The sequence below is a fragment of the Saccharothrix longispora genome (assembly GCF_030852425.1).
In the GTDB taxonomy this organism is placed as follows: Bacteria; Actinomycetota; Actinomycetes; order Mycobacteriales; family Pseudonocardiaceae; genus Actinosynnema; species Actinosynnema longispora.
Genome location: NZ_NSDM01000019.1, coordinates 77,259 through 98,237 on the forward strand (window position 1 = coordinate 77,259; position 20,979 = coordinate 98,237).

Consider the following 20,979-nt stretch of genomic DNA (forward strand, 5'->3'; position numbering starts at 1 on the left):
GGTCGGTGCCCCGCACCCCCGAAACGGCGGTGTGCCCGCTCCGGGAGCGGTGCCAGGATGCGGGGTCTCGCGAAGGGATCGCCCGAAGGGACGGGGATGGCACTCGATCGCACCGACCCGACCGCGGGACGGCCCGACGCGGCGACCCCCGGCGGTCCGCTGCCGCCCCTGCCGCCGTCGCTGTGGCACGGCGCCGAGGTGCGCGAGGCGGTGCGCCACCGGTCGCCGGGCGCCGTCGTCGCGGCGGCCCGGCGCGCGCACGGCCTGCGCCAGGACGAGCTGGGGGCGCTCGCGGGCTTCTCGCAGTCCGCGATCTCCCGCCTGGAGGCGGGCAGCAACATCGCCTACGACCTGCGCGTGCTGCGGCCCCTCCAGCGGCTGCTCGGCATCCCCGCGCACCTGCTCGGCCTGTCCGACCACACCGTGCCGGTCGAGGCGGGGGACGTGCGCGGGCTCGCCCCCGACCGCGCGGCCGGCCTCGGCGCCGGCCCCGGGACCGACGCGCACGACGTGCTCGGCCTGGACGCGGCGGCGCTGACCGCGCTCACCGGCTCCGCGGTGTTCGGCGGCGGCCGGGACGGCGGGCCGATCGCCGACGACGCGTTCGAGCACCTGCTGGTGCTGCGCCGGGTCGTCAACGACGCGCACAACTGGCGCGGCTTCGCGGCGCTCGTGCCGACCGTGCGCGCCCTGCACGACTTCATCGACGCGCTGCGCCGCTCGGCGCGCGGGGAGCAGCGCCGCAGGCTGCTCGCCATCGGCGCGGTGTACGCGGAGTTCTCCGGCTGGCTGCACGAGGAGACCGACGACCCGCGCGGCGCGGTCGGCTGGACGGCCCGCGCGCTGGAGCAGGGCCAGGCGGCCGACGACCGCGACGTCGTGGCCTACTCCTACATCCGGCTGTCCCAGCTCGCCGAGGCCGACGGCGACGCGGACCGGGTCGTCGGCCTGGCCCGCGCGGCGCGCCGCGAGCACGGCGCGAGCCCCGTCGTGCGGGCCATGGCGCTGCGCCAGGAGGCCCGCGGCCTGGCCGCGGCGGGCGACGAGACGTGCATGGAGCGGCTCGACCTGGCCGACGCCGAGTTCCGGCGCGTCCGGTCGCCCGACGGCGACGCGTACTGGATCGGCTACTGCTTCACCGCCGAGCACATCGCGCTGGAGCGCGCGTCGAGCTGGCTGGAACTGGGCCGGCCCACCCGCGCCATCGAGGTCTACGAGGACCTCCAGCAGCGCCGGTGGCGGCGCATGTGCCTGTGGGAGCAGGGCGTGCACCTCGCGAAGCTGGCCTGCGCGCACGCCCTCGCGGGCCACCGCGACCGGGCCGCGGAGCTGGCCTGGGAGGCCCTCGACGCGGCCCGCGCCACCGGTTCGCCGCACGTGGTGCAGGAGCTGGCCAGGCTGGGGCACTGGGAGGGCGCGCCGGACGTCGCCGAACTGGCGCGCGGCGCCGGGTGGGACGGCGGGGCGTGACCGGTCCCATGCGAGTTCCGCATACGACCGCACCGATCGCGACGCGGGGCTTCGCCGACCGGCGGCCGACCCCCACGATGAGGGGATGACCCAACCGGAACCCACGGGCTCGCCACCGCGGGACGACACCGGTGACCGCGGGGACGACCACCCGGCCCGGGTGCGCCGGCGCTGCGGCCCCTACCGCCTGGACTTCTACGCCACCCCGGACGCGGTGGTGTGCGTCGTGACCGACGAACTGGTGGTGTCGTGAGCCCGTCCCCGCGCGCCGAGGAACCCGTGCTGCTGGTGCGCAGGCTCGACCACGCGCCGGGCGAGCGGGAGCGCGGCTGCCACCTCGTCCCGCTGCCGGACGGCACGCGGTCGGCCCTGGTCACCCTGTGCGGCGAGCGGATCGACGTCGCCGCGGCGGAGCTGCTGCCCGAACCGGACGGCGTGCCGTGCGTCGCGTGCCTGCTCTCCGCCCCGCCGGCGCGCCCCTGACCCGGGCGCGGGAAGGCCACGGGCACGGGGAAGGCCCCGGACCTGGTCGGTCCGGGGCCTTCCCGCGAGCGGCCGTCGGGTCAGCGCCGGCGGCGGAAGCTCAGGTTCCGCGCGCCCGCGCCCACACCCGCCAGGTGCAGTGCCACGCACAGCAGTCCCGCCAGCAGCAGCGTGCCGCCGTCCAGCACGGTGCCGAACGAGGCGTTCGCCAGGTCCAGCAGGAGGGCGAGGCCGAAGATGACCGCGGCGATGATCGCTAGCACGGGAGCCTCCCGGTGTAGTAGTTGACCGGGACTTACCCGGCGCCACCGGCGCCCAAGCGGGCATTCGGCCCAACTTCGGGGCCGGGCCGGGCCGGGCCGGGTCAGCGGTCCCGCGTCAGCCGCGGCACGCCGACACCGGACCCGGCCCAGGCGACCAGCCCGGCGACGTCGATCCCGTGCGGCGGCCCGTCGGTGTACGGTGCGATGTTGGCCGCGCCGCGGCCGAGCAGCGACCGCGCGCCCGAGGCGTTGCCGCGCGCGGAGTGCGTGAGGCCGACCGCGAGCTGCGCCAGCCCGCGCCACAGCTCGCGCTCGTGTTCGGGCGCGGCCTTCCACGCGTCCTCCAGCACCTCGTGCGCGTGGAACGGGCGGCCGTCGTCGAGCAGCCGCTGCGCCTCGGTCAGCGCCTCCGCCGGGGTGCGCGGCACGCCCTCGGGCTGGCGCTCCACACCCGGCAGCCCGTAGGGCAGCGGACGGCCGAGCCCGTCGCGCGGTCGCGCGTTGCGGGCCCGGCCCTGCTCGTCGCGGTCACGGGGGCTCGTGCTCATGCCGTGATCGTGTCACGAACCCGCGCGGACGTCAGCGCTCGGCCGCGGCCGCCCCGACCGCGCCGGCCTTGACCGGCCCGGAGAACCGGAGCTGGTTGCCCGACGGGTCGCGGAACGCGCAGTCGCGCACCCCGTACGCCTGGTCGACGGGCTCCTGCATGACCTCGGCGCCCGCGGCCCGCAGCTTCTCGAACGTGGCGTCGCAGTCGTCGACCCGGAAGATCAGGGAGCTGAGCGAGCCCTTGGCCGGCAGCGCGCGCAGCGCCCGGGCGTCGTCGGCCGGCCTGCCCATCGACGGGTCCTCCAGCACGATCTCCAGCCCCGGCTGGTCCGGGGACCCGAGGCTGAGCCGGCGGTACTGCTCGATCGGGGCGTCCCGGAGGCGCGGGCGGGCACGTCCGCGGGAGGGTCAGACGCCCGCCACCGACTGGATCCACGAGCGGTACCGCGTCACGTTCGTGTAGGCGGTGGTGGTCTGCCGGTCGCTGGTGGAGGCGACGCCGACCTGCACGCCGCCGGCCATCATCGGGCCGCCCGAGTCGCCGCCGGCGGTGATGCCGTCGCCGCGCCGGGCGCAGATCGCGCTGCCGCCGTAGGCGTCGGTGCAGCCGCCCGTGACGGTCACGTTCGCGACCTTCAGGTACCGCGACTGGCAGTTGATCTCCGAACCGCACTGGGACGTCGCGCCCCAGCCGTACACCTGCACGGACTGGCCGACGGTGACCGAACCCGGCTGGCCGAGCCGCGCGTAGCCGGCGCTCACCGAGCGGTCCAGGCGCACCAGCGACAGGTCGGACGAGTGGTTCACGGTCTGCACGCCGTTGGCGACGGTGCCGCCGGAGGTCTGGTCGAGGCTGCCGATCCGGAACGACAGCCCGCCACCGCTCACGCAGTGCTTCGCGGTGAGGATCCACGTGGGCGCGATGATCGTCGCGCTGCACGTCTGCCGGCCGTTGGAGAAGAGCCGGGCTGCCCACGGGGCGTTGCTCGCGTAGCCGCCGCCGATGATGTACGGCGTGACACCGCCGTCCGGGGCGGGCGCCGCCGCGCCGGACGGCACGGCGGTGGGCAGGGAGAGCAGCGCGGCCGCGATGGCGGGGACCAACCTGGTGATTCGCACGGTTCCTCGTTTCGTCGAGACACGCGATTCCTCGCGCGCAGGGATGTCTCGGGTCATGGGATTCGTACCACCCGACCGGGTGAAAAGGGCCATATCGAATCGGTTATAACGTGGGCCCCGTGCTTGTCGAAATGGCCATCGGGGGCGCCTGCGGGGCCGGCTTCGAGTACGCCGACGCGGACCACGTGGGCAGGCACGACACCCTCGTCGGGTACGTGCGCGACCCCGTGCGCCCGGGGTTGGCGTACGCGCGGGGTTTCCAGGGGCTCCCGGGGTCGGTGCGCACGGGGGAGGAGTTCCTCGCCCGCATCCGGCCGGACACCGACAAGAGCGGCGCGGCGATGCGGGTCGTCCCGGTCGGCCCGCTGCCCGACGTGCTGCACCACAGCGACGTGCAGCCCCGCGTCACGCACGACACCCCGGACGGGGTCGCCCCGGCGCGGGCCGCCGCGCTCGCCGTGCACTACTGCCACCGCGGGCTGCGGGTCGGGGCCGGTCGCCGACGTCGGCGCGTGGGTCGCGGACCGGCTGGGCTCACCGGTGTGGGCGACGCCGTGGCGGGGCGCGGTGGGCGCGAAGGGCGTGACGAGCGCGCGGGCCGCGCGGACGGCGTCCCTCGTGGACGGTCCGGAGGACGGGCCGTTCGGCCGCGCCCACCTGTCCGCTGTGGACGCCCTGCTCCCGTGGCGCGCGAGCGACCCGGGACCCGGTGCGGCGCACCGGGTCCCGGCGCGGACGCCGTCAAGCCCGGCGCACCGGCATCAGCGGCGTCGGCGTCAGCGGCGTCGGCGTGGAGGTGAGGAACCCGGCCACCAGTTCCACGCACAGGTCGGGCCGCTCGAACAGCATCAGGTGCGAGCTGCCCGGCACGATCGCCAACTGCGCGTCGGCGATCCCCCGGTACAGCGCGACGGTGTGCTCCAGGTGCACGATGTCGTCGTCGCTGCCCAGCACCAGGACGGGGCAGGTGATCGCCGCCAGGTCCACCACCTCCGGCGCACGCGCGGCGCGGGCGAACTTGTCCACCACCACCGGGAAGTGGTCCCGGCCGTCCGGCGACACCTCGGCGTACCGGTCGACGACCGCCGGGGGGAACCGCCCGTCCGGCTCCGGCAGGAACAGCCACCCGTCGGCGGAGAAGCCGGAGTTCAGCACCACCAGCCGGCGCACCAGGTCCGGCCGCCGCGCCGCCGCGCCCAGCGCCACCACCCCGCCCGCGCTGTAGCCCACCAGGTGCGCCGGGCCGCCCACGACCCGCTCCAGGAACCCGACCACGTCACCGGCGAGCAGGTCCGCGTCCACGTCGCCGGGCACGTCCGGGGTGCGGCCGTGGCCGCGCCGGTCCACCAGGAACACCCGGAACCGGTCGGCGAGCCGCACCAGGTTCGGCTCGAAGTCCCGCGAGTCGCCGAACCCGCCGTGCAGCAGCACCAGCGGCTCGCCCTCGCCGCGCACCTCGAACCAGGTGCGCACGCCGTTCACGTCCTCGTACATCGGTCGTCCTCCCGTGGGGTCTCACCCATCGGTACGGAGCCGACCGCCGAAAGTCATCGGCAGCCCGAACAACCCGAAGAGCGAATCGCCGAGGTACGTGGCGCAGGAGACCGCGCGCGAACCCGAGAACTCGACCACGACCAGCGCGAACGCCCGGAGCACGCCCTCCTCGTCCGGCCGGTACTGGCCGAACGCGGGCACGCCGTTCGCCCGGGTCGCGACCACCCGCGCCGCCTCGCAGCCCGTGCCGGGGACCGCGAGGACGGCGGCGACGGCCGCCCGCCCGCGCAGCCACCACGCGAACGGCGGCATGGTCATCGTCGCGTCCTCGTGCAGCACCGCCACGAGCGCGTCGACGTCGTACCGCTCGAACGCGGCCGTGTAGCGCTCCAGGAGGCCCTCGTCGACCGGCTCGAGCGGCTCCGGCTTCCGCGCGGCCAGGGTGGCGCGGGCCCGCTGGAGCACGCTGTTGACGGACGTGACGCTGGTGCCGAGCAGGTCGGCCACCTCGTGCGCCCGCCAGACCAGCACGTCGCGCAGGATCAGCACGGCCCGCTGCCTCGGCGGCAGGTGCTGGAGCGCCGCGACGAACGCGAGCCGCACCGACTCCCGCCGCTCGACGAGCACGTCGGCGGGCAGCACCCGCGCGTCGGGCACCGGCTGCACCCACGCCTCCGGCGGCAGCGGCTCGCCCAGCGGCGAACCCGGTGCGGCGGGACCGGTCAGGTCCGCGGCCAGCGCCCGGCGCCGCGCGCCGCGCAGCATGTCGAGGCACACGTTCGTGGCGATCGCGTACAGCCACCGCCGCAGCGGGCCGCGCGCCGGGTCGAACCCGCCGCGCCACGCCCGCACGAACGTCTCCTGCACGGCGTCCTCGGCCTCGAACGGCCCGCCGAGCATGCGGTAGCAGTACCCGGTCAACTCCACGCGGTGCTTCTCCAGGTCCAGGTCCAGGTCCACCGGCACACGGTAAACTCGCGGCGGCGCCCCTCGACCCCTCGGTGCAGCCCACCCCGCGTGGCACGACCGCGCGGACACCCCGCTCGACCGCCGCGTCCGACCGCCGCGTCCGACCGCCGCGTCCGACCGCCGCGTCCGACCGCTGTGTCCGATTACCGAAGCCACCCGAGGAGTCCCCGTGGCGCGCACGTTCACCAGTTCCCCGGTCCGCGACCTGCTCGCGCTCGCCAACCGCCCCGAGGTGATCTCGTTCGCGGGCGGCCTGCCCGCACCCGAGCTGTTCGACGTCGACGGCCTGCGCGCCGCGTTCGACCAGGCCCTGTCCCGCCGCACCCTCCAGTACGCGCCCACCGAGGGCGACGTGGACCTGCGTGCCCTCGTCGCCGCCCGGATGACCCGCCGCGGCCTGCCCACGACCGCCGCCGACCTGCTCGTCACCACCGGTTCGCAGCAGGCGCTCGCGCTCGTGGTCACCGCGCTGCTGGAGCCGGGCTCGGTCGTCGCCGTCGAGGAACCCACCTACCTCGCCGCGCTCCAGTGCTTCCAGCTCGCGGGCGCCCGCGTCGTGCCGGTCGCCGGCGACGAGCACGGCGTGGACCCGGCCGCGCTGGCCGAGGTCGTCGAGCGGGAGCGGCCCGGGCTGCTCTACCTCGTGCCGACGTTCGCCAACCCCACCGGCCGCACGCTCGACGCCGGGCGCCGCGCCGCGGTCGCCGCCGTCGCAGACCGGCACGGCCTGTGGGTGGTCGAGGACGACCCGTACGGCGAGCTGCGGTTCCGCGGCGAGCCGGTGCCCCCGCTGGCCTCCTTCAGCGACCGGGTCCTGCACCTGGGCAGCTTCTCCAAGATCGGCGCGCCCGGTCTGCGACTGGGCTGGCTGCGCGCGCCCGAGGCGCTCCTGCGCACCCTGGTGATCGTGAAGCAGGCCGCCGACCTGCACACCTCGGTCCTCGACCAGGCCGCCGCCGCGGTCTACCTCGGCGCCACGGACCTGGACGAGCACGTGCGCGGCCTGTGCGCCGCCTACCGGGAGCGGCGGGACGCGATGGTCGCGGCGCTGCCGTCCACCACGCCGGAGGGCACGCGGTGGACCGACCCCGACGGTGGCATGTTCGTGTGGCTGACCCTGCCCGGCGACGTCGACACCGGCGAGCTGGTGGGCAAGGCGCTGGAGCGGGACGTGGCGTTCGTGCCCGGCGCGGCGTTCTACGCCACCACACCGGACCGGTCGACGATGCGGCTGTCGTTCACCACGAACACGCCGGACGGGATCGCCGAGGGGATGCGCCGGCTGGCGACCGTGCTGCGGTAGACCGGTTCGCGCGGGCAGGCCGGTTCGCGCGCTGTCGCCGGTTCCCCGGTCCGGCCCGGTCCGGGGAACCGGGAACGGCAGGTCGGACGGCGTCGCGGCCCGCGCGCGACGGCCCCGCCCGGCGGCCGCGACCTAGCTTCGCCCCATGACAGAACCGCTCCCGAAGTCCGGACCGCGCCGGGTGGTCGTCGTGCTCGGTGCGCTCGTGGTGCTCCTGATCGGCGCGTCGGCGCTGGCGATCACGCTGTTCGCCGGCGTGCGCGACGACCGCGACCTGGAGTCGCAGCGCCTGGACCAGGTGTCGACCGCCCGGTCCGAGGCGCAGGGCAGGCTGTCGGGCACGACGGCGTCGATCGACGAGGTGGCCGACGGGATCGCCCGCCTGGAGGCCGCGAACGCCGAGCTGCACAAGTGCGCCGACCCGGCCAAGGACACCATCATCGCCGCGCGGGACGACGACGACGCGGCGCTGGGCCCCGCCGTGGGCCGCGCCTCGGACAACTGCTGAGCGAGGGGAACCGCACATGACGACGTCCGAACCCACCCGGCAGGCCGACCCCGTCGACGTCCGCACCGCCGACGTCCACCCCGCCGGTCGGCAGCCGACGGGGATTCCGCCGCTCACCCCGCCGCTCACGGCCGCCCCACGCCCCGGCAGGGCGCCGGTCGTCGTGCTCACCGCGCTGGCCGTCGTGTTCGCGGTCGTCGCCGCCGTCTTCACCGTGCTGCACGCCGACGCGGGCGACGAGCGGGACCGCCTCACCGCGGCGCGACTGGAGGAGGAACGCGCCCTCTCCGGGCTCCAGGCCGAGCAGGAGGAAGCCGACCGGGTGCTGGAGGACAACCGCTCCCGCCACACGACCCTGACCACCCGACACGACGTGCTCACCCGGTGCGTGGACGCCGCCAAGGCGTACTTCGACCTGCCGCCCGTCGATTCGCCCGAGTCGTCACGCCTGTTCCGCATCATGTACGAGGTCTGCCCGCAGGTCTGACTCCCGGGCCGCCTGCACGCCGCGGACCGCCAACCGGTCCGCGCGCTCGTTCTCCGGGTGCCCGGAGTGGCCCTTCACCCAGTGCCACTCGACGTCGTGCGGCACGAGCGCGGCGTCGAGCCGCTGCCACAGGTCGACGTTCTTCACGGGTTGGCGGGCGGAGGTGAGCCAGCCGTTGGACTTCCACTTCGCCATCCACGACAGGACGCCGTTGCGGACGTAGGTGCTGTCCGTGTGGATCCGCACGGTGGCCGGCCGCTTCAGCGTCTCCAGCGCCCGGATCGGCGCCATCAGCTCCATGCGGTTGTTGGTGGTGGCCGAGGACTCCCCGCCGAACAGGTCGCGCTCGTGCTCCCCGTACCGCAGCACCGCGCCCCACCCGCCCGGTCCCGGGTTCCCGCTGCACGCGCCGTCGGTGTAGATCTCCACCACCTGCTCCACGCGCAGAACATACCGGGGCGTTCGCCGACGGCCGATCAGCCGACGGCGGACCCGCTGCCGCCGGCCGCCGCCGGGGGTGCACGGTGTGCGGCATGGACCTGGGTTTCAGAGGAGAGGTGGCGGCCCTCTACCGCCGCTACCGCCGCGGCTACCCGCCGCCGGTGGTCGACGTGCTGGTGGACGCGTTCACCCTCACGCGTGACGACGTCGTGGTCGACCTGGGCTGCGGCACGGGCCAGCTCGCCGTGCCGCTGGCCGGACGGGTGCGCGGCGTGGTCGGAGTGGACCCCGAACCGGACATGCTCGCCGAAGCCCGGGCCGCCGCCGGCGACCTGCCGAACGCGACGTGGGTGGTCGGCTCGGACGCCGACGTGCCCGCGCTGCGCGCCGTCCTCGGCACCGGTTCGGTCGGCGCGGTGACCATCGGCCAGGCGCTGCACTGGATGGACCGCGAACGCCTGTTCGCCGAGTTGAAGACCCTGGTGAGGCCGGGCGGCGGCGTCGCCGTGGTCACCAACGGCACCCCGCTGTGGCAGCAGGGCAGCGGGTGGTCGCGGGCACTCGGGGCGTTCCTGCGCGACCACCTCGGCCCGGGCGGCGACCGCGCGTGCGGCACGGACGAGGAGTCCCAGCGGCAGTACGCCGCCGCCCTGTCGGCCGCCGGCTACGACGTCACCGCGACCACCGTCGAGTACACCGCGCCCCTGACGGCGGATGCGATCGCGGGCGGCGTCCTGTCCGCGCTCCCGGTGGACCGCCTGCCGGCCGACCGGGCCGCCTTCACCGCCGCCCTGGAGAACGCCGTGGCGCCGCACGCGCCGTTCGCCGAGGACGTGCGCGTCGCCGTGCTGACGGGGCGGCGCGGCTGACGCCCGCCCCGCCGGCTCACCCGGCGACGGGGACGGGGAGGCGGTCGAGCGCGGACAGCGCCGCCCGCACGGTCTCCGGGGCGGCGGGCAGCAGGGGCAGGCGGACGGCGGGGGTCGGGATGCGGCCCAGGGCGTGCAGGACGCCCTTGACGACTGTCGGGTTGGGCGCGGCGAACAGGGCGTCCGACAGCGGGGCGAGGGCGTTCGCCAGCGCGCGCGCCCTCGCCGGGTCGGTGCGCCAGGCGTCGACCAGGTCCGCGAACCCGGCCGTGACGACGTTCGCCGACGCCAGGATGCCGCCGTGCGCCCCCATGGCCAGCAGCGGCGAGATCACGAGGTCGTCGCCGCCCAGGACGGCGAAGTCCGCGGGCGCGTCGGCGAGCAGGGCCACGGTGTCGGCGTCGATCCCGCCCACGGCGTGCTTGACACCGGCCACGCCCGGCACGGCGGCCAGGTCGCGCAGCGCGCCCGCCGACAGGTGCTGCCCCGTCCGGTACGGGATGTTGTAGACGATCAGCGGCACCGGGCTGAGCGCCGCCAGGTGCGCGAAGTGCGCCACCACCCCCGCCTCGCCCGGCCGCACGAACGGCGGCACGGTCGCCAGCGCGGCGGTCACCTCCGACGGGTCCAGCGCGGCCAGCGCCTCGGCCGTGCTCGCGCCGACGGTCAGCGGCACGCCCCGCTCGCGGCACACGCCCGCGACGAGGTCCACCACGGCCCGCCGCTCGGCCTCGGTCAACGACCCCGGCTCGCCGGTCGTGCCGAGCGCCACCAACCCGGCCGCGCCCTCGTCCAGCACGTCGTCGGCCAGCCGTCGCAGGGCGTCGAGCGCCACGCGGCCGTCCGCGTCGAAGGGCGTGATGAGCGGGACGTGCACACCGGAGAGCGTCATGAGGTCCAGCGTCGAGCACGCGATGCGTAAGGTCCAGTTCGCATCCCTGACGAGAACCGTAAGCTCACCTTATGCTCGACGTGCGCCGCCTGAGTCTGCTCTGCGACCTGACCCGCCTCGGCACGATCGCCGCCGTCGCCCGCGCCAACGCCTACACGCCGTCCGCCGTCTCCCAGCAGCTGTCCGCGCTGGAGCGCGAGGCCGGCGTGCCGCTGCTGGAGCGCACCGGCCGCGGCGTCGCCCTCACCACCGCCGGCCGCGTCCTGGCCGAGCACGCCGAGTCCGTCCTGGCCGCCCTCGAACGCACGACGGCCGCCCTGGCCGCGGTGTCCACCGGCCTGTCCGGACCGCTGCGCATCGGCGCGTTCCCCACCGCCGTGCGCACGCTCCTCCCCGCCGCCCTGGTCGCGCTGGGCGAGCAGCACCCCGGCCTGGAGCTGATGGTGACCGAGCTGGACCCGGTGGACGTGCCCGCCGCCCTGCGCGAACGCCGACTCGACGTGGGCCTGCTCAACGACTACGACGTGGTCCCCGTCGTGCCCGACCCGTCCCTCGACGCCGTGCCGCTGCTGGACGAGACCGTGTACCTCGCCGTGCCCGCCACCGCGCCGATCACCGGCGACCCGCTGCGCGCCGTCCGCGACGCGGACTGGATCATGGCCGGCCCCGGCACCCTCTGCCACACCGCCACCACCCTGGTCTGCCGGGCCGCCGGCTTCGCCCCGCGAGCACGTCACCACGCGGACGAGTTCACCACCGTCCTGGCGCTGGTGGCGGCCGACCAGGGCGTCTCCCTGGTGCCCCAGCTCGCCGCCGAACACCCGCCCCCGGGCGTCCGCCTGATCCCCCTGCCGACCCGCCGGAGGACCCGCGTCGCCTACCGCGGGGGAGCGGCGACCCACCCGGTCACCGCCGCGTGCGTGACGGCGCTGCGCGACTCGGTGGACGCGTTCCTGCGCCGCTGACCTCCTGCTCGGGCCGTCCCGGCCGACGCCGGCCGGGTGGCCGACCGATCCGCGCGGCTCGTGCGTGAGGATGGCGCGGTGAAGTGGACGCGTGCGGTGCGGCACCTGTGGGACCTGGCGGAGAAGTGCGCGGAGCTGGACGGTCCGGCGGGGGCGGTCTACCAGGTGCGGGTCGTGGGGTTGTGGGCGGTCGGCGACGTGCTCGGCGAGGCGCGCGACGTCGACCGGGTCACCGTGGCGCTCGCGGTCGACCTGCCGGTGGACGAGGTGCCCTGGCGGAGCGAGCCGGCCGGTGCGGAGCACTGGGGCAACGCGACCCGCATGACGAGGAACCCGATCACGCCGTTGTGGCGGTCGGCGCGCGGCCCGGTCTGGAACCACCGCGTCGAACGGCCCGTCCTGGTGTGGGACCCGGCGGGCGGGGTGGCCGAGGAGACCCTGGAGGCCTTGGAGGCGGGACGCGGTGACCGGCTCCGACCACCCGCGCCGAGTGCGGGCGAACTGCGCGAGCGGCTCCACGACGAGTTGGACGTGAGCCTCCGCGCCCTGCGCGGCCGGACGCGCGCCTACGAGGAGAAGCGCTGGCGCCCCGGCAAGCTCGACCCGGTCGCCGACGACCTGTGGCGGGCCGGGGTCGGCTACCTCGACGTCCTGGACGCCCTCGAACGCACCGCGAGCGGCTGACCGCGCTCGGCCGGCGGATCGTGCCGGCGGAAGCGCCGGGTCCTCCCGCCGGGAGCGCTGTCACGCGTCGGACGGGAACCGGCGCGGCAGGAGCAGCGCTTCGAGTCCGCCCGTCCCGCTCTTCAAGAAGACCGGTGTTCGAGGGGACATCGACGCGCCCTCGTCCGGTGGAGTTCTTCTCGTCACGGGCGACACATGTCGCGGAGTTCGTGGGGATCGGCTGTTGCGCCGCGCCCGGGACCACGGAGCGATCTACGCCTGTGCAACACGTGAAACTGAATCGCGTTCACCGTCGTCACGGCTGGAAATGACTTCGGTCGACCTCTGGAAATGGATGGTCCGCAGGTTTGCCCTGCGATTGTACAAGTGAGGTGCGAATCTACCTCGTGTCAAGGTGGGCATCATGACGACTCCGCGGTACGAACCACGAGACCCGACCGCGCCTGCCGTTCGGAAGAAGAAGGGCAAGTTCAAGGTCTTCCTGGTCTTCCTGGCGGCGGTCATCGGTGTCGTGATCGTCGTCAACGTGGCGAGCGGTGGAGGAACCCGGACCTCCACGGGAGGTGCGGAAAGCACTGAGGGGCCGGCCGTCGCGCCGGTGGAGGGAGCGGTTGCCCCCGGGATCGGCACACCGGTGCGCGACGGCGCCTTCGAGTCCACGGTCCTGGGAGTCGAAAGGAAATCCCGGATCGGCGACGAAATCCTCGCCAAGGATGCTCGGGGTGAGTTCCTGCTGATCACCGCGACCGTGAAGAACATCGGTGACCGACCCCGGTCGTTCGCCGGTGAGAACCAGGACTTGTTCGACGTCTCGGGCAGGGAGTACTCCGCGGATTCGACGGCGGCGCTCTACCTCGGTGATGCCAAGTCGCTGTACGAAGAGATCAATCCCGGGAACCAGGTCACCGGAGTGGTGGTCTTCGACGTTCCGATCGGCTCGGAGGTCGCGCGGGTCGAGCTGCACGACTCCGCGTTCTCCGACGGCGTTTCCGTGGCTCTCGGGCGATAGGTTCTCCGTCGTGCCGCCACGCCGTCCCGAGGGTGACGTGGTCCTCCCCACCCGGTAACGGCGAGTCTCCCAACGGCGGACACGGTGCCGTCACCGGCGCGCGGTCTCCCACAGCGCGGCGATGGGCAGCGACACCAGTCGGTCGCCGAAGCCGATGCCCCCTTGGCGGCCGGTGTGGAAGACGACGCCCAACGTGAACTGATCGCCCAGCAGGTCCCGCAACGTGGTCAGTCCCCGGAAGTCCTCCGCGGTCACGGTGTCCTTCGCCTTGGCCTCGATGCCGACCACCTGGCCGTCGTCGCGCTCCAGGACGACGTCCACTTCCGCCCCTCCGCTGACCCGCCAGTGGTGCAAGCGGACCGCTGTCTCGCTCCACGTCGCGTGCTTCGCCAACTCGTTGACGATGAACGTCTCCACGAGGGGGCCGCGAGCCGGTGCGACCGGCTTCGCCAGGGACTCGGGGGAGATGCCCAGCAGCGACGCGGCCAGGCCGGTGTCCGTGAGGTGCAGTCTGGGGTGCTTGACGACACGTGCCGTCAGGTTCCTGGACCAGGCCGGCAGGCGGTGCACCAGGAAGACGGCTTCGAGGAGTTCGACGTAGCGGTTCACCGTGGTGCGGTGCAAGCCGGTCTTGTTCGACGTGTTGGCGCTGTTGTGCTCTTGAGCGGTGGTCGAAGCGAGGTGCGCGAGCAGTGACGTGATGGCGCTCGGCTCGTTGATCCGCGACATCTCGCGGATGTCGCGTTCCGCGATCGCCCGCACGTAGCTGCGGAACCAGGCGCGTCGCGCCCGGGCGGTCTTCATGAGCGCCGGTTCGGGAAAACCACCTCGGCACAGGCGTGTGAAGTAGCCCGCCCGGTCCACGGCGGACGGCGGGAGCGACTTCAGCGAGTCCGGGTCGTCGAACGCGATGTCGACGAAGTTCTCGAAACTGCCTTCGAACTCGCCTTGCGAGAACGGCCACACGTCCACGACCGCGCCGCGCCCGGCGAGCGACTCGGACAGGCTCGGTGTGGCGAGGAAGCGGGTGGACCCGGCGAGGACGTAACGACCCGGCGAGGGAGTGGCGTCGACCTCGGCCTCGATCGCTCGCACGAGCGGGTCACCGGCTCGTTGGACCTCGTCGATGAACCGCGGTTCCCCGCCGCTGGTCGCGAAGGCCAACGGATCGCCGACCGCCGCCTGCAGCAGCTGCTCGTCGTCGAGGTTGAGCAGCGTTCCGCAGTGCTCGTGTTGCATCTGCCTGAGCAGCGTGGTCTTCCCGGCTTGGCGCGGACCGTTGAGGGTGACAACCCTGAAGGTCGAGAGGTACTCCTCCGCCACGACACTGCAAGCGCGAGTCAGACTGGTGTGGTCCATCTGCCGCTCATCAGGGATTACGCCATGCGCCAGGCGGACTGACCGTACACCTCACATGCCTCCGAACCGACATTTGACGGACGATCCAACCGACATTCGACAGTAGTCCCGACCGACAAAGCGATGATCTTGCTCGATGCGCCTGCCCAGCGGGCGAGCGAGGATGAGCGGCCGTCCGCCGGTGGCGGGCGGGACGCGTCGGGCCGAGCGGCGACCGCGTGGACCGCTCACCAACGTCGCCCGCGTCCGATGCCGCTCCACCCCCGCCGGGAAGGCGAGGGCTGAGGTGGGCGTGCCACTCCTCGGACGTGGGGGTGACGCCGCCTGAAGGCCGGCGTCACCCGCACGGGACCTGGCTCACCAGCCGCGTGAACGCCACTCGTCCAGGTGAGGACGTTCAGCCCCGAGGGTGGTGTCGTCCCCGTGCCCCGGGTACACCCAGGTGTCGTCGGGCAGCACGTCGAACACCCGTTCCACCACATCGGTGAACAACGACGTGAAGGTTTCGGGCGACGTCGTCCTCCCCACCCCGCCCGGGAACAGCGAGTCGCCGGTGAACAGGTGCGGGTGGCCGTTCGGGTCGCGGTACAGCAGGGCGATCGACCCCGGCGTGTGGCCGCGCAGGTGGACCACCTCCAGGGCGACCTCGCCCACCCGCACGGTGTCGCCGTGCTCCACCAGGAAGTCCGGCGGGATGGGGAGCACCCCCGCGTCCGCCGGGTGCGCCACCGTGTTCGCCCCGTTGGCGCCCGCCACCGCGCCGAGGGCTCCCCAGTGGTCCGCGTGCTGGTGCGTCGTCACGACCGTCTTCAGCCTCGGCCGGTCGAGCGAGTGACCCACCACGTCGGACAGGCGCACCGGGTCCGCTGCGGCGTCGACGAGCAGCGCCTCGTTGGTGGCCCGGCAGACGAGCAGGTAGGCGTTGTTGTCCATCGGGCCCACGGAGACCTTCGTGATGGTCAGCGCGTCCAGGGTGCGTCGCGCGGCGGGGCCGTCCGGGGCCACGTGCCCCGCGTAGTCCTCGAGTACGTCCACAGTGGCCGACGGTAGCCGACCGCGCACCCTTCAGGGTCCCCACAGGTACCTGCCTTAGGGTTGTCGACGAACCCCGCCGCGCCGCCGATTCCTCCGAATAGGGTTTCTCCGCCTCGTGCCTACCAAACGCCGGATCAACTGGGACGTCCTGCGCATCGCCGCCGTGCTGTGCGTCCTCCTCCAGCACGCGACCCACGCCGGGCCGTCCGTCCACCCCGAGTTGAGCGCCCCGGTCTTCACGTTCAGCCTGGAGTTCGGGGCCAGCGCGCTCGTGGTGATCTCCGCGTTCTTCGCCTGCGCCTCGCTCGCCAAGGGCGCACCCGGACGCTTCCTGCGCAGCCGCCTGGCCCGCCTGCTGCCCGCCTACGTGGTGGCCGCCACGGTCACCTACCTCGTGCTGCGCCACGTCGCGCCGGCCGGCTGGAGCGAGCTGGAGCCGCGCGACCTGCTGTTCAACGCCCTGATGCTGCAGAACTGGGTGCCGGGGGTCCGCCTGGTCGACTTCTCCTACTGGACCCTGCCGGTGCAGGTCACGGGCTTCGTCGCGGGCGCGCTGCTGGCCTCGCGGGTCCGCGGCAACGGGGTCAAGGCGCTGGTGTGGGCGCTCGTCCTGGGGCCTCTGGTGATGCGCGTGTGGACCGAGGAACCCGGTGTCGTGCGCACCTTCTACGACGGCTTCGGCGTGCACCGGGGCCAGCTGTTCGCCATCGGCGTCGGCATCTGGCTCTGGGCGAGGGGCCGGCTGGGCGACACGCACCTGTTCGCCCTGCTCACGGCCGCGCTCCTGGCGCAGGCGGTGCACAGCGCGGACCTGGCGTCGACCATCGGGCTCGGCGTGCTGCTGATCGCCGTGTGCGCCGCGGCGGGCGGCGCGGACTGGGACGTGGCGCCGGTGCGGGCCCTGGCTCGCCCGATCAGGTGGTTGGCGGGCATCTCCTACGGCGTCTACCTGGTGCACCAGGAGATCGGCTACGTGGTCATGGCGAAGGTCGCCGCGTTCGGCCCGTGGGCCGAGCTGGCGGCGTTCACCGGGACGGCCGTCGTCCTCGGCTGGCTGCTCACGCGGTTCGTGGAACGGCCGGCGCACCGCGCGTTGACGGCCAACCCGAACGGGTCGGTCCTGGCCGGCCTGGTGCTCGCCGCGCGGCTGCTCGCCGCCCGGGTCGTGGGGGCTCAGAGCCACCTGGGCAGCGTCGGCGCCGTCCCGCTCAGCTTCGCCCCGCTCCGGCGGCCGGTCAGCCACCCGAGCACGTCCGCCGCCGCGCCGTCCACGTCGGGCGACGTCGCGTCCGCCGCGCCCAGCGACCAGCCGCGCTGACGGCCGTCCGGGAACACCGCCCGGACGTGCAGCGGCGGCACGTCCGGCCGGTTCGCGTACTGGCCCACCGCGTCGGCCAGCAGGTGGTCCAGCACGTCCTCGGGCAGGGCGTCGAACCCGGTGCCGCGGTCGAGGTCCACCAGGTGCACCCACACCTCGCGGACCCGCAACCACGGCACCCGGCTCGCGCTCATGGGCACGCCCGTCACGGGGTGCGCCAGCCGGTTCTCCCAGGCGCTGTCGGGCAGCTCACGCCCGGCCGTGGCGAACCGGTCGCACGCCGCGTCGAGGTCGGCGCGCAGCAGCTGCGGCAGGCGGCCCGCACCCTCGTCGATGTCGGCGTCGCGGTCGGCGCGACTGGGGTACATCAGGTGCTCGACCCCGGTCTTCGCCCAGGTCAGGAGGTTGACGAGGCCGTCGGCGTTGCGCGCGAGGTGGGTGACGACGTGCGCCCGCGTCCAGCCCGGCAGCAGGCTGGGGCCGCGCAGCGCGCGCTGGTCCAGCTCCGCGACCACCTCGTACAGCGCCTCCGTGGCCCGCTCCACGGCGGCCAGCCCGGCCTTCGCGTCGTGGATGGGCGCGGAGTGCCCGCGCGGCGCGGGTACGCTCGTCTGGGCGGATCGGACCTGGGCGGCATCAGCGAAGCTCATGGGCACCTCATCCCGGCGTCATGCGGCCGAACGGCCTATCGGTCCAGCGTAGGGGCGTCGTCCGCCCCCCGGTAGAGCCGTTGGCGCACGATCGTGGGAGAGCTGTCGCCACGTTTTTGTCGGTGGCCCCGCCTAGCATGGTCCGAGCCCCTCCCGACAGACCCCGACCCAGTGGTCCGATAGGCTTTTCGAACGTCTGTTCGGGGGAAGGTCAACTTCGAAGGGAACAGCTGTGGCCGACCGGCTCGTCGTTCGCGGGGCACGCGAGCACAACCTGCGGGGGGTGGACCTCGACCTGCCGAGGGACAGCCTCATCGTGTTCACCGGGCTGTCCGGCTCGGGCAAGTCCAGCCTCGCCTTCGACACCATCTTCGCCGAGGGGCAGAGACGGTACGTCGAGTCGCTCTCCGCCTACGCGCGGCAGTTCCTCGGCCAGATGGACAAGCCGGACGTGGACTTCATCGAGGGCCTCTCGCCCGCGGTGTCGATCGACCAGAAGTCGACCAGCCGCAACCCGCGCTCGACCGTGGGCACCATCACCGAGGTCTACGACTACCTGCGCCTGCTCTACGCGCGCGCCGGCAAGGCGCACTGCCCGCAGTGCGGCGAGGCGATCAGCAAGCAGACGCCGCAGCAGATCGTCGACCAGGTGCTCGCGATGGAGCAGGGCACGAAGTTCCAGGTGCTGGCCCCGGTCATCCGAGGCCGCAAGGGCGAGTACGTCGACCTGTTCTCCACGCTCCAGTCGCAGGGCTACTCCCGCGCCAAGGTCGACGGCGTCGTGCACGCCCTGGGCGAGGTGCCGAAGCTCAAGAAGCAGGAGAAGCACCACATCGCGGTCGTCATCGACCGGCTGAGCGTGAAGGCGAGCTCCAAGCAGCGGCTCACCGACTCGGTGGAGACCGCGCTGCGGCTGGCCGACGGCCTGGTCGAGCTGGAGTTCGTCGACGTGCCGGAGGGCGACCCGGGCCGGGTGCGCGGCTTCTCCGAGAACCTGGCCTGCCCCAACGGCCACCCGCTGGCGATCGAGGACCTGGAGCCCCGGTCGTTCTCGTTCAACTCGCCCTACGGCGCGTGCCCCACCTGCACCGGCATCGGCGTGCGCAAGGAGGTCGACCCGGAGCTGGTCGTGCCGGACGACGAGCTGTCGCTCGGCGAGGGCGCCATCGCGCCGTGGGCCTCGGGCCAGACCGCCGAGTACTTCACCCGCCTGCTGGAGTCGCTGTCGCTGGCGATCGGCTTCCGGATGGACACGCCGTGGCGGCAGCTGCCCGCGAAGGTGCAGAAGGCGGTGCTGCACGGCGTCGACGAGCAGGTCAACGTCCGCTACCGCAACCGCTACGGCCGCGAGCGCTCCTACTACGCCAACTTCGAGGGCGTGATCCCGTTCCTGGAGCGGCGCCAGGAGCAGACCGAGTCCGAGTACATGAAGGAGAAGTACGAGGGCTACATGCGGGAGGTGCCGTGCCCGGTGTGCCGGGGCACGCGCCTCAAGCCGGAGATCCTGGCCGTCACGCTGCACCACTCGACCAAGGGCGACAAGTCGATCGCCGAGGTCTGCAACATGTCGGTGGCCGAGTGCTCCGACTTCCTCGACGGGCTGCGGCTGGGCAGGCGCGAGGCGATGATCGCGGGCGCGGTGCTCAAGGAGATCCAGGCCCGGCTGCGGTTCCTGCTCGACGTCGGCTTGAACTACCTGTCGCTGGACCGCGCCTCGGGCACCCTGTCCGGCGGTGAGGCGCAGCGCATCCGGCTGGCCACGCAGATCGGCTCCGGCCTGGTCGGCGTGCTGTACGTGCTGGACGAGCCGTCGATCGGCCTGCACCAGCGCGACAACCACCGGCTGATCGAGACGCTGACCCGGCTGCGCGACCTGGGCAACACGCTGATCGTCGTCGAGCACGACGAGGACACCATCCGCACGTCCGACTGGGTCGTCGACATCGGCCCCGGCGCGGGCGAGCACGGCGGCCAGGTCGTGCACAGCGGCCCGTACAAGGCGCTGCTGAAGAACAAGGACTCGATCACCGGCGCGTACCTCGCGGGCCGCCGGGAGATCCCGATGCCCGCCGTCCGCCGCCCGGTCGACCGGAAGCGGCAGCTGACCGTGGTCGGCGCGCGCGAGCACAACCTGCGCGGCATCGACGTGTCGTTCCCGCTCGGGTGCCTGGTGTCGGTGACGGGCGTGTCCGGCTCGGGCAAGTCCACGCTGGTCAACGACATCCTGGCCACGGTGCTGGCGAACAAGCTCAACGGCGCCCGCCAGGTACCCGGCAGGCACACCCGGATCAAGGGCCTGGAGCACGTCGACAAGCTGGTGCAGGTCGACCAGTCGCCGATCGGCCGCACGCCCCGGTCCAACCCGGCCACGTACACGGGCGTGTTCGACCACATCCGCAAGCTGTTCGCGGCCACGACCGAGGCGAAGGTGCGCGGCTACCAGCCGGGCCGGTTCTCGTTCAACGTCAAGGGCGGGCGCTGCGAGGCGTGCGCGGGCGACGGCACCATCAAGATCGAGATGAACTTCCTGCCGGACGTCTACGTCCCGTGCGAGGTGTGCAAGGGCGCCCGCTACAACCGCGAGACGCTGGAAGTGCACTACAAGGGCAGGACGATCTCCGAGGTCCTCGACATGCCGATCGAGGAGGCCGCGACGTTCTTCGAGCCGATCAACGCGATCCACCGGCACCTGCGCACGCTGGTCGAGGTGGGCCTCGGGTACGTGCGGCTGGGCCAGCCCGCGCCGACCCTGTCGGGCGGTGAGGCGCAGCGCGTGAAGCTGGCCTCGGAGCTGCAGAAGCGGTCGACCGGCAAGACGGTCTACATCCTCGACGAGCCGACCACGGGCCTGCACTTCGAGGACATCCGCAAGCTGCTGGGCGTGATCAACGGGCTGGTCGACAAGGGCAACTCGGTGATCGTGATCGAGCACAACCTGGACGTCATCAAGACCTCCGACTGGCTGGTCGACATGGGTCCCGAGGGCGGTTCGGGCGGCGGCACGGTGGTCGCCGAGGGCACGCCGGAGCAGGTCGCCGCGGTGGCCGAGAGCTACACGGGCGAGTTCCTGCGCACGGTGCTGCCGCAGGCGGCGGCGGTCGGCTGAGCCCGG

23 protein-coding genes and 1 pseudogene are annotated in these 20,979 nt (G+C 73.6%); 13 read left to right on the top strand and 11 right to left on the bottom strand.

Annotated features, from left to right (window positions below; translation table 11 throughout):
• Positions 1–96 precede the first annotated feature (96 nt).
• From CKY47_RS32445 to CKY47_RS32455, 3 genes are all read left to right on the top strand, one after another.
• On the top strand, positions 97–1,470 hold the full coding sequence (locus tag CKY47_RS32445) for a helix-turn-helix domain-containing protein (protein WP_306750161.1): 1,374 nt from the start codon (positions 97–99) through the stop codon (positions 1,468–1,470).
• 85 nt (positions 1,471–1,555) lie between these two features.
• A complete protein-coding gene (locus tag CKY47_RS32450) occupies positions 1,556–1,723 on the top strand; it encodes a hypothetical protein (RefSeq protein WP_306750162.1) in 168 nt (55 codons plus the stop codon).
• Positions 1,720–1,953: a hypothetical protein gene (locus CKY47_RS32455; RefSeq protein WP_306750163.1), complete on the top strand. Its 234-nt coding sequence runs from the start codon at positions 1,720–1,722 to the stop codon at positions 1,951–1,953. Before CKY47_RS32450 ends, CKY47_RS32455 begins: the two co-directional genes overlap by 4 nt.
• An 80-nt stretch (positions 1,954–2,033) precedes the next feature.
• On the opposite strand, the gene CKY47_RS32460 is transcribed toward CKY47_RS32455, so the two are convergent.
• The 4 genes from CKY47_RS32460 to CKY47_RS32475 form a co-directional block, all read right to left on the bottom strand.
• Entirely contained in the window at positions 2,034–2,216 is a 183-nt protein-coding gene (locus tag CKY47_RS32460) for a hypothetical protein (protein ID WP_306750164.1), read from the bottom strand.
• A 101-nt stretch (positions 2,217–2,317) separates the two neighbouring features.
• Positions 2,318–2,764: a DUF309 domain-containing protein gene (locus tag CKY47_RS32465; RefSeq protein ID WP_306750165.1), complete on the bottom strand. Its 447-nt coding sequence runs from the start codon at positions 2,762–2,764 to the stop codon at positions 2,318–2,320.
• 31 nt (positions 2,765–2,795) lie between these two features.
• The gene (locus CKY47_RS32470) at positions 2,796–3,074 is read right to left on the bottom strand and encodes a VOC family protein (protein WP_306750166.1); all 279 of its coding nucleotides are present in this window, start codon (positions 3,072–3,074) and stop codon (positions 2,796–2,798) included.
• A 99-nt stretch (positions 3,075–3,173) separates the two neighbouring features.
• Entirely contained in the window at positions 3,174–3,884 is a 711-nt protein-coding gene (locus tag CKY47_RS32475; RefSeq protein ID WP_371320775.1) for a S1 family peptidase, read from the bottom strand.
• Between the two features lie 119 nt (positions 3,885–4,003).
• On the opposite strand from CKY47_RS32475, the gene CKY47_RS32480 reads away from it, so the two are divergent.
• The gene (locus CKY47_RS32480) at positions 4,004–4,684 is read left to right on the top strand and encodes an ADP-ribosylglycohydrolase family protein (RefSeq protein ID WP_306750167.1); all 681 of its coding nucleotides are present in this window, start codon (positions 4,004–4,006) and stop codon (positions 4,682–4,684) included.
• Here CKY47_RS32480 and CKY47_RS32485 read toward each other — a convergent pair.
• On the bottom strand, positions 4,626–5,378 hold the full coding sequence (locus tag CKY47_RS32485) for an alpha/beta fold hydrolase (RefSeq protein WP_306750168.1): 753 nt from the start codon (positions 5,376–5,378) through the stop codon (positions 4,626–4,628). The genes CKY47_RS32480 and CKY47_RS32485 overlap by 59 nt on opposite strands.
• Before the next feature lie 21 nt (positions 5,379–5,399).
• Positions 5,400–6,338, bottom strand: a complete 939-nt coding sequence (locus CKY47_RS32490; protein ID WP_306750169.1) for an RNA polymerase subunit sigma-70 — start codon at positions 6,336–6,338, stop codon at positions 5,400–5,402.
• A 178-nt stretch (positions 6,339–6,516) separates the two neighbouring features.
• Between CKY47_RS32490 and CKY47_RS32495 the strand changes: the two genes are divergently transcribed.
• The 3 genes from CKY47_RS32495 (at position 6,517) to CKY47_RS32505 (ending at position 8,645) form a co-directional block, all read left to right on the top strand.
• A complete protein-coding gene (locus CKY47_RS32495; RefSeq protein WP_306750170.1) occupies positions 6,517–7,650 on the top strand; it encodes an aminotransferase-like domain-containing protein in 1,134 nt (377 codons plus the stop codon).
• Between the two features lie 145 nt (positions 7,651–7,795).
• Positions 7,796–8,158 carry a hypothetical protein gene (locus tag CKY47_RS32500; RefSeq protein ID WP_306750171.1) on the top strand — a complete coding sequence of 121 codons (363 nt, stop codon included), beginning with the start codon at positions 7,796–7,798 and terminating at the stop codon, positions 8,156–8,158.
• Between the two features lie 16 nt (positions 8,159–8,174).
• Positions 8,175–8,645, top strand: coding sequence for a hypothetical protein (locus tag CKY47_RS32505; RefSeq protein WP_306750172.1), 471 nt, complete (start codon positions 8,175–8,177; stop codon positions 8,643–8,645).
• On the opposite strand, the gene rnhA is transcribed toward CKY47_RS32505, so the two are convergent.
• The gene (rnhA, locus tag CKY47_RS32510; RefSeq protein ID WP_306750173.1) at positions 8,601–9,086 is read right to left on the bottom strand and encodes a ribonuclease HI; all 486 of its coding nucleotides are present in this window, start codon (positions 9,084–9,086) and stop codon (positions 8,601–8,603) included. The two genes, CKY47_RS32505 and rnhA, sit on opposite strands and share 45 nt — an antisense overlap.
• 92 nt (positions 9,087–9,178) lie before the next feature.
• On the opposite strand from rnhA, the gene CKY47_RS32515 reads away from it, so the two are divergent.
• Positions 9,179–9,955, top strand: coding sequence for a class I SAM-dependent methyltransferase (locus CKY47_RS32515; protein WP_306750174.1), 777 nt, complete (start codon positions 9,179–9,181; stop codon positions 9,953–9,955).
• Positions 9,956–9,971: 16 nt separating this feature from the next.
• On the opposite strand, the gene CKY47_RS32520 is transcribed toward CKY47_RS32515, so the two are convergent.
• A complete protein-coding gene (locus CKY47_RS32520; RefSeq protein ID WP_306750175.1) occupies positions 9,972–10,847 on the bottom strand; it encodes a dihydrodipicolinate synthase family protein in 876 nt (291 codons plus the stop codon).
• A gap of 71 nt (positions 10,848–10,918) precedes the next feature.
• On the opposite strand from CKY47_RS32520, the gene CKY47_RS32525 reads away from it, so the two are divergent.
• The 3 genes from CKY47_RS32525 (at position 10,919) to CKY47_RS32535 (ending at position 13,505) form a co-directional block, all read left to right on the top strand.
• On the top strand, positions 10,919–11,812 hold the full coding sequence (locus tag CKY47_RS32525) for a LysR family transcriptional regulator (RefSeq protein ID WP_306750176.1): 894 nt from the start codon (positions 10,919–10,921) through the stop codon (positions 11,810–11,812).
• A gap of 78 nt (positions 11,813–11,890) precedes the next feature.
• Positions 11,891–12,496, top strand: coding sequence for a DUF7711 family protein (locus CKY47_RS32530; protein WP_306750177.1), 606 nt, complete (start codon positions 11,891–11,893; stop codon positions 12,494–12,496).
• 403 nt (positions 12,497–12,899) lie between these two features.
• Positions 12,900–13,505 (top strand): DUF4352 domain-containing protein, encoded by a 606-nt coding sequence (locus CKY47_RS32535; RefSeq protein ID WP_306750178.1) that lies wholly within the window; start codon positions 12,900–12,902, stop codon positions 13,503–13,505.
• A 90-nt stretch (positions 13,506–13,595) separates the two neighbouring features.
• On the opposite strand, the gene CKY47_RS32540 is transcribed toward CKY47_RS32535, so the two are convergent.
• On the bottom strand, positions 13,596–14,864 hold the full coding sequence (locus CKY47_RS32540; RefSeq protein WP_306750179.1) for an ATP-binding protein: 1,269 nt from the start codon (positions 14,862–14,864) through the stop codon (positions 13,596–13,598).
• Positions 14,865–15,221: 357 nt separating this feature from the next.
• Complete coding sequence (locus tag CKY47_RS32545) at positions 15,222–15,899, bottom strand: MBL fold metallo-hydrolase (RefSeq protein ID WP_306750180.1); 678 nt, start codon at positions 15,897–15,899, stop codon at positions 15,222–15,224.
• Positions 15,900–16,014: 115 nt separating this feature from the next.
• Between CKY47_RS32545 and CKY47_RS32550 the strand changes: the two genes are divergently transcribed.
• Positions 16,015–17,217 carry an acyltransferase family protein gene (locus CKY47_RS32550; protein WP_306750181.1) on the top strand — a complete coding sequence of 401 codons (1,203 nt, stop codon included), beginning with the start codon at positions 16,015–16,017 and terminating at the stop codon, positions 17,215–17,217.
• Here the strand turns inward: CKY47_RS32550 and CKY47_RS32555 are convergent.
• Positions 17,142–17,867, bottom strand: a pseudogene (locus CKY47_RS32555) (maleylpyruvate isomerase family mycothiol-dependent enzyme); the annotation flags it as partial. The gene CKY47_RS32550 and the pseudogene CKY47_RS32555 sit on opposite strands and share 76 nt — an antisense overlap.
• A gap of 232 nt (positions 17,868–18,099) precedes the next feature.
• On the opposite strand from CKY47_RS32555, the gene uvrA reads away from it, so the two are divergent.
• The gene (gene uvrA / locus CKY47_RS32560; RefSeq protein ID WP_306750182.1) at positions 18,100–20,973 is read left to right on the top strand and encodes an excinuclease ABC subunit UvrA; all 2,874 of its coding nucleotides are present in this window, start codon (positions 18,100–18,102) and stop codon (positions 20,971–20,973) included.
• Positions 20,974–20,979: the final 6 nt, after the last annotated feature.

Bases quoted from the DNA above. Each gene is read 5' to 3' on its own strand.
- CKY47_RS32520 (WP_306750175.1), bottom strand. From the start codon at position 10,847: ATGACGCTCTCCGGTGTGCACGTCCCGCTCATCACGCCCTTCGACGCG.
- CKY47_RS32525 (WP_306750176.1), top strand. From the start codon at position 10,919: ATGCTCGACGTGCGCCGCCTGAGTCTGCTCTGCGACCTGACCCGCCTC.
- CKY47_RS32500 (WP_306750171.1), top strand. From the start codon at position 7,796: ATGACAGAACCGCTCCCGAAGTCCGGACCGCGCCGGGTGGTCGTCGTG.
- CKY47_RS32465 (WP_306750165.1), bottom strand. From the start codon at position 2,764: ATGAGCACGAGCCCCCGTGACCGCGACGAGCAGGGCCGGGCCCGCAAC.
- CKY47_RS32540 (WP_306750179.1), bottom strand. From the start codon at position 14,864: ATGGACCACACCAGTCTGACTCGCGCTTGCAGTGTCGTGGCGGAGGAG.
- CKY47_RS32445 (WP_306750161.1), top strand. From the start codon at position 97: ATGGCACTCGATCGCACCGACCCGACCGCGGGACGGCCCGACGCGGCG.
- CKY47_RS32485 (WP_306750168.1), bottom strand. From the start codon at position 5,378: ATGTACGAGGACGTGAACGGCGTGCGCACCTGGTTCGAGGTGCGCGGC.
- CKY47_RS32505 (WP_306750172.1), top strand. From the start codon at position 8,175: ATGACGACGTCCGAACCCACCCGGCAGGCCGACCCCGTCGACGTCCGC.
- CKY47_RS32515 (WP_306750174.1), top strand. From the start codon at position 9,179: ATGGACCTGGGTTTCAGAGGAGAGGTGGCGGCCCTCTACCGCCGCTAC.
- CKY47_RS32535 (WP_306750178.1), top strand. From the start codon at position 12,900: ATGACGACTCCGCGGTACGAACCACGAGACCCGACCGCGCCTGCCGTT.
- CKY47_RS32450 (WP_306750162.1), top strand. From the start codon at position 1,556: ATGACCCAACCGGAACCCACGGGCTCGCCACCGCGGGACGACACCGGT.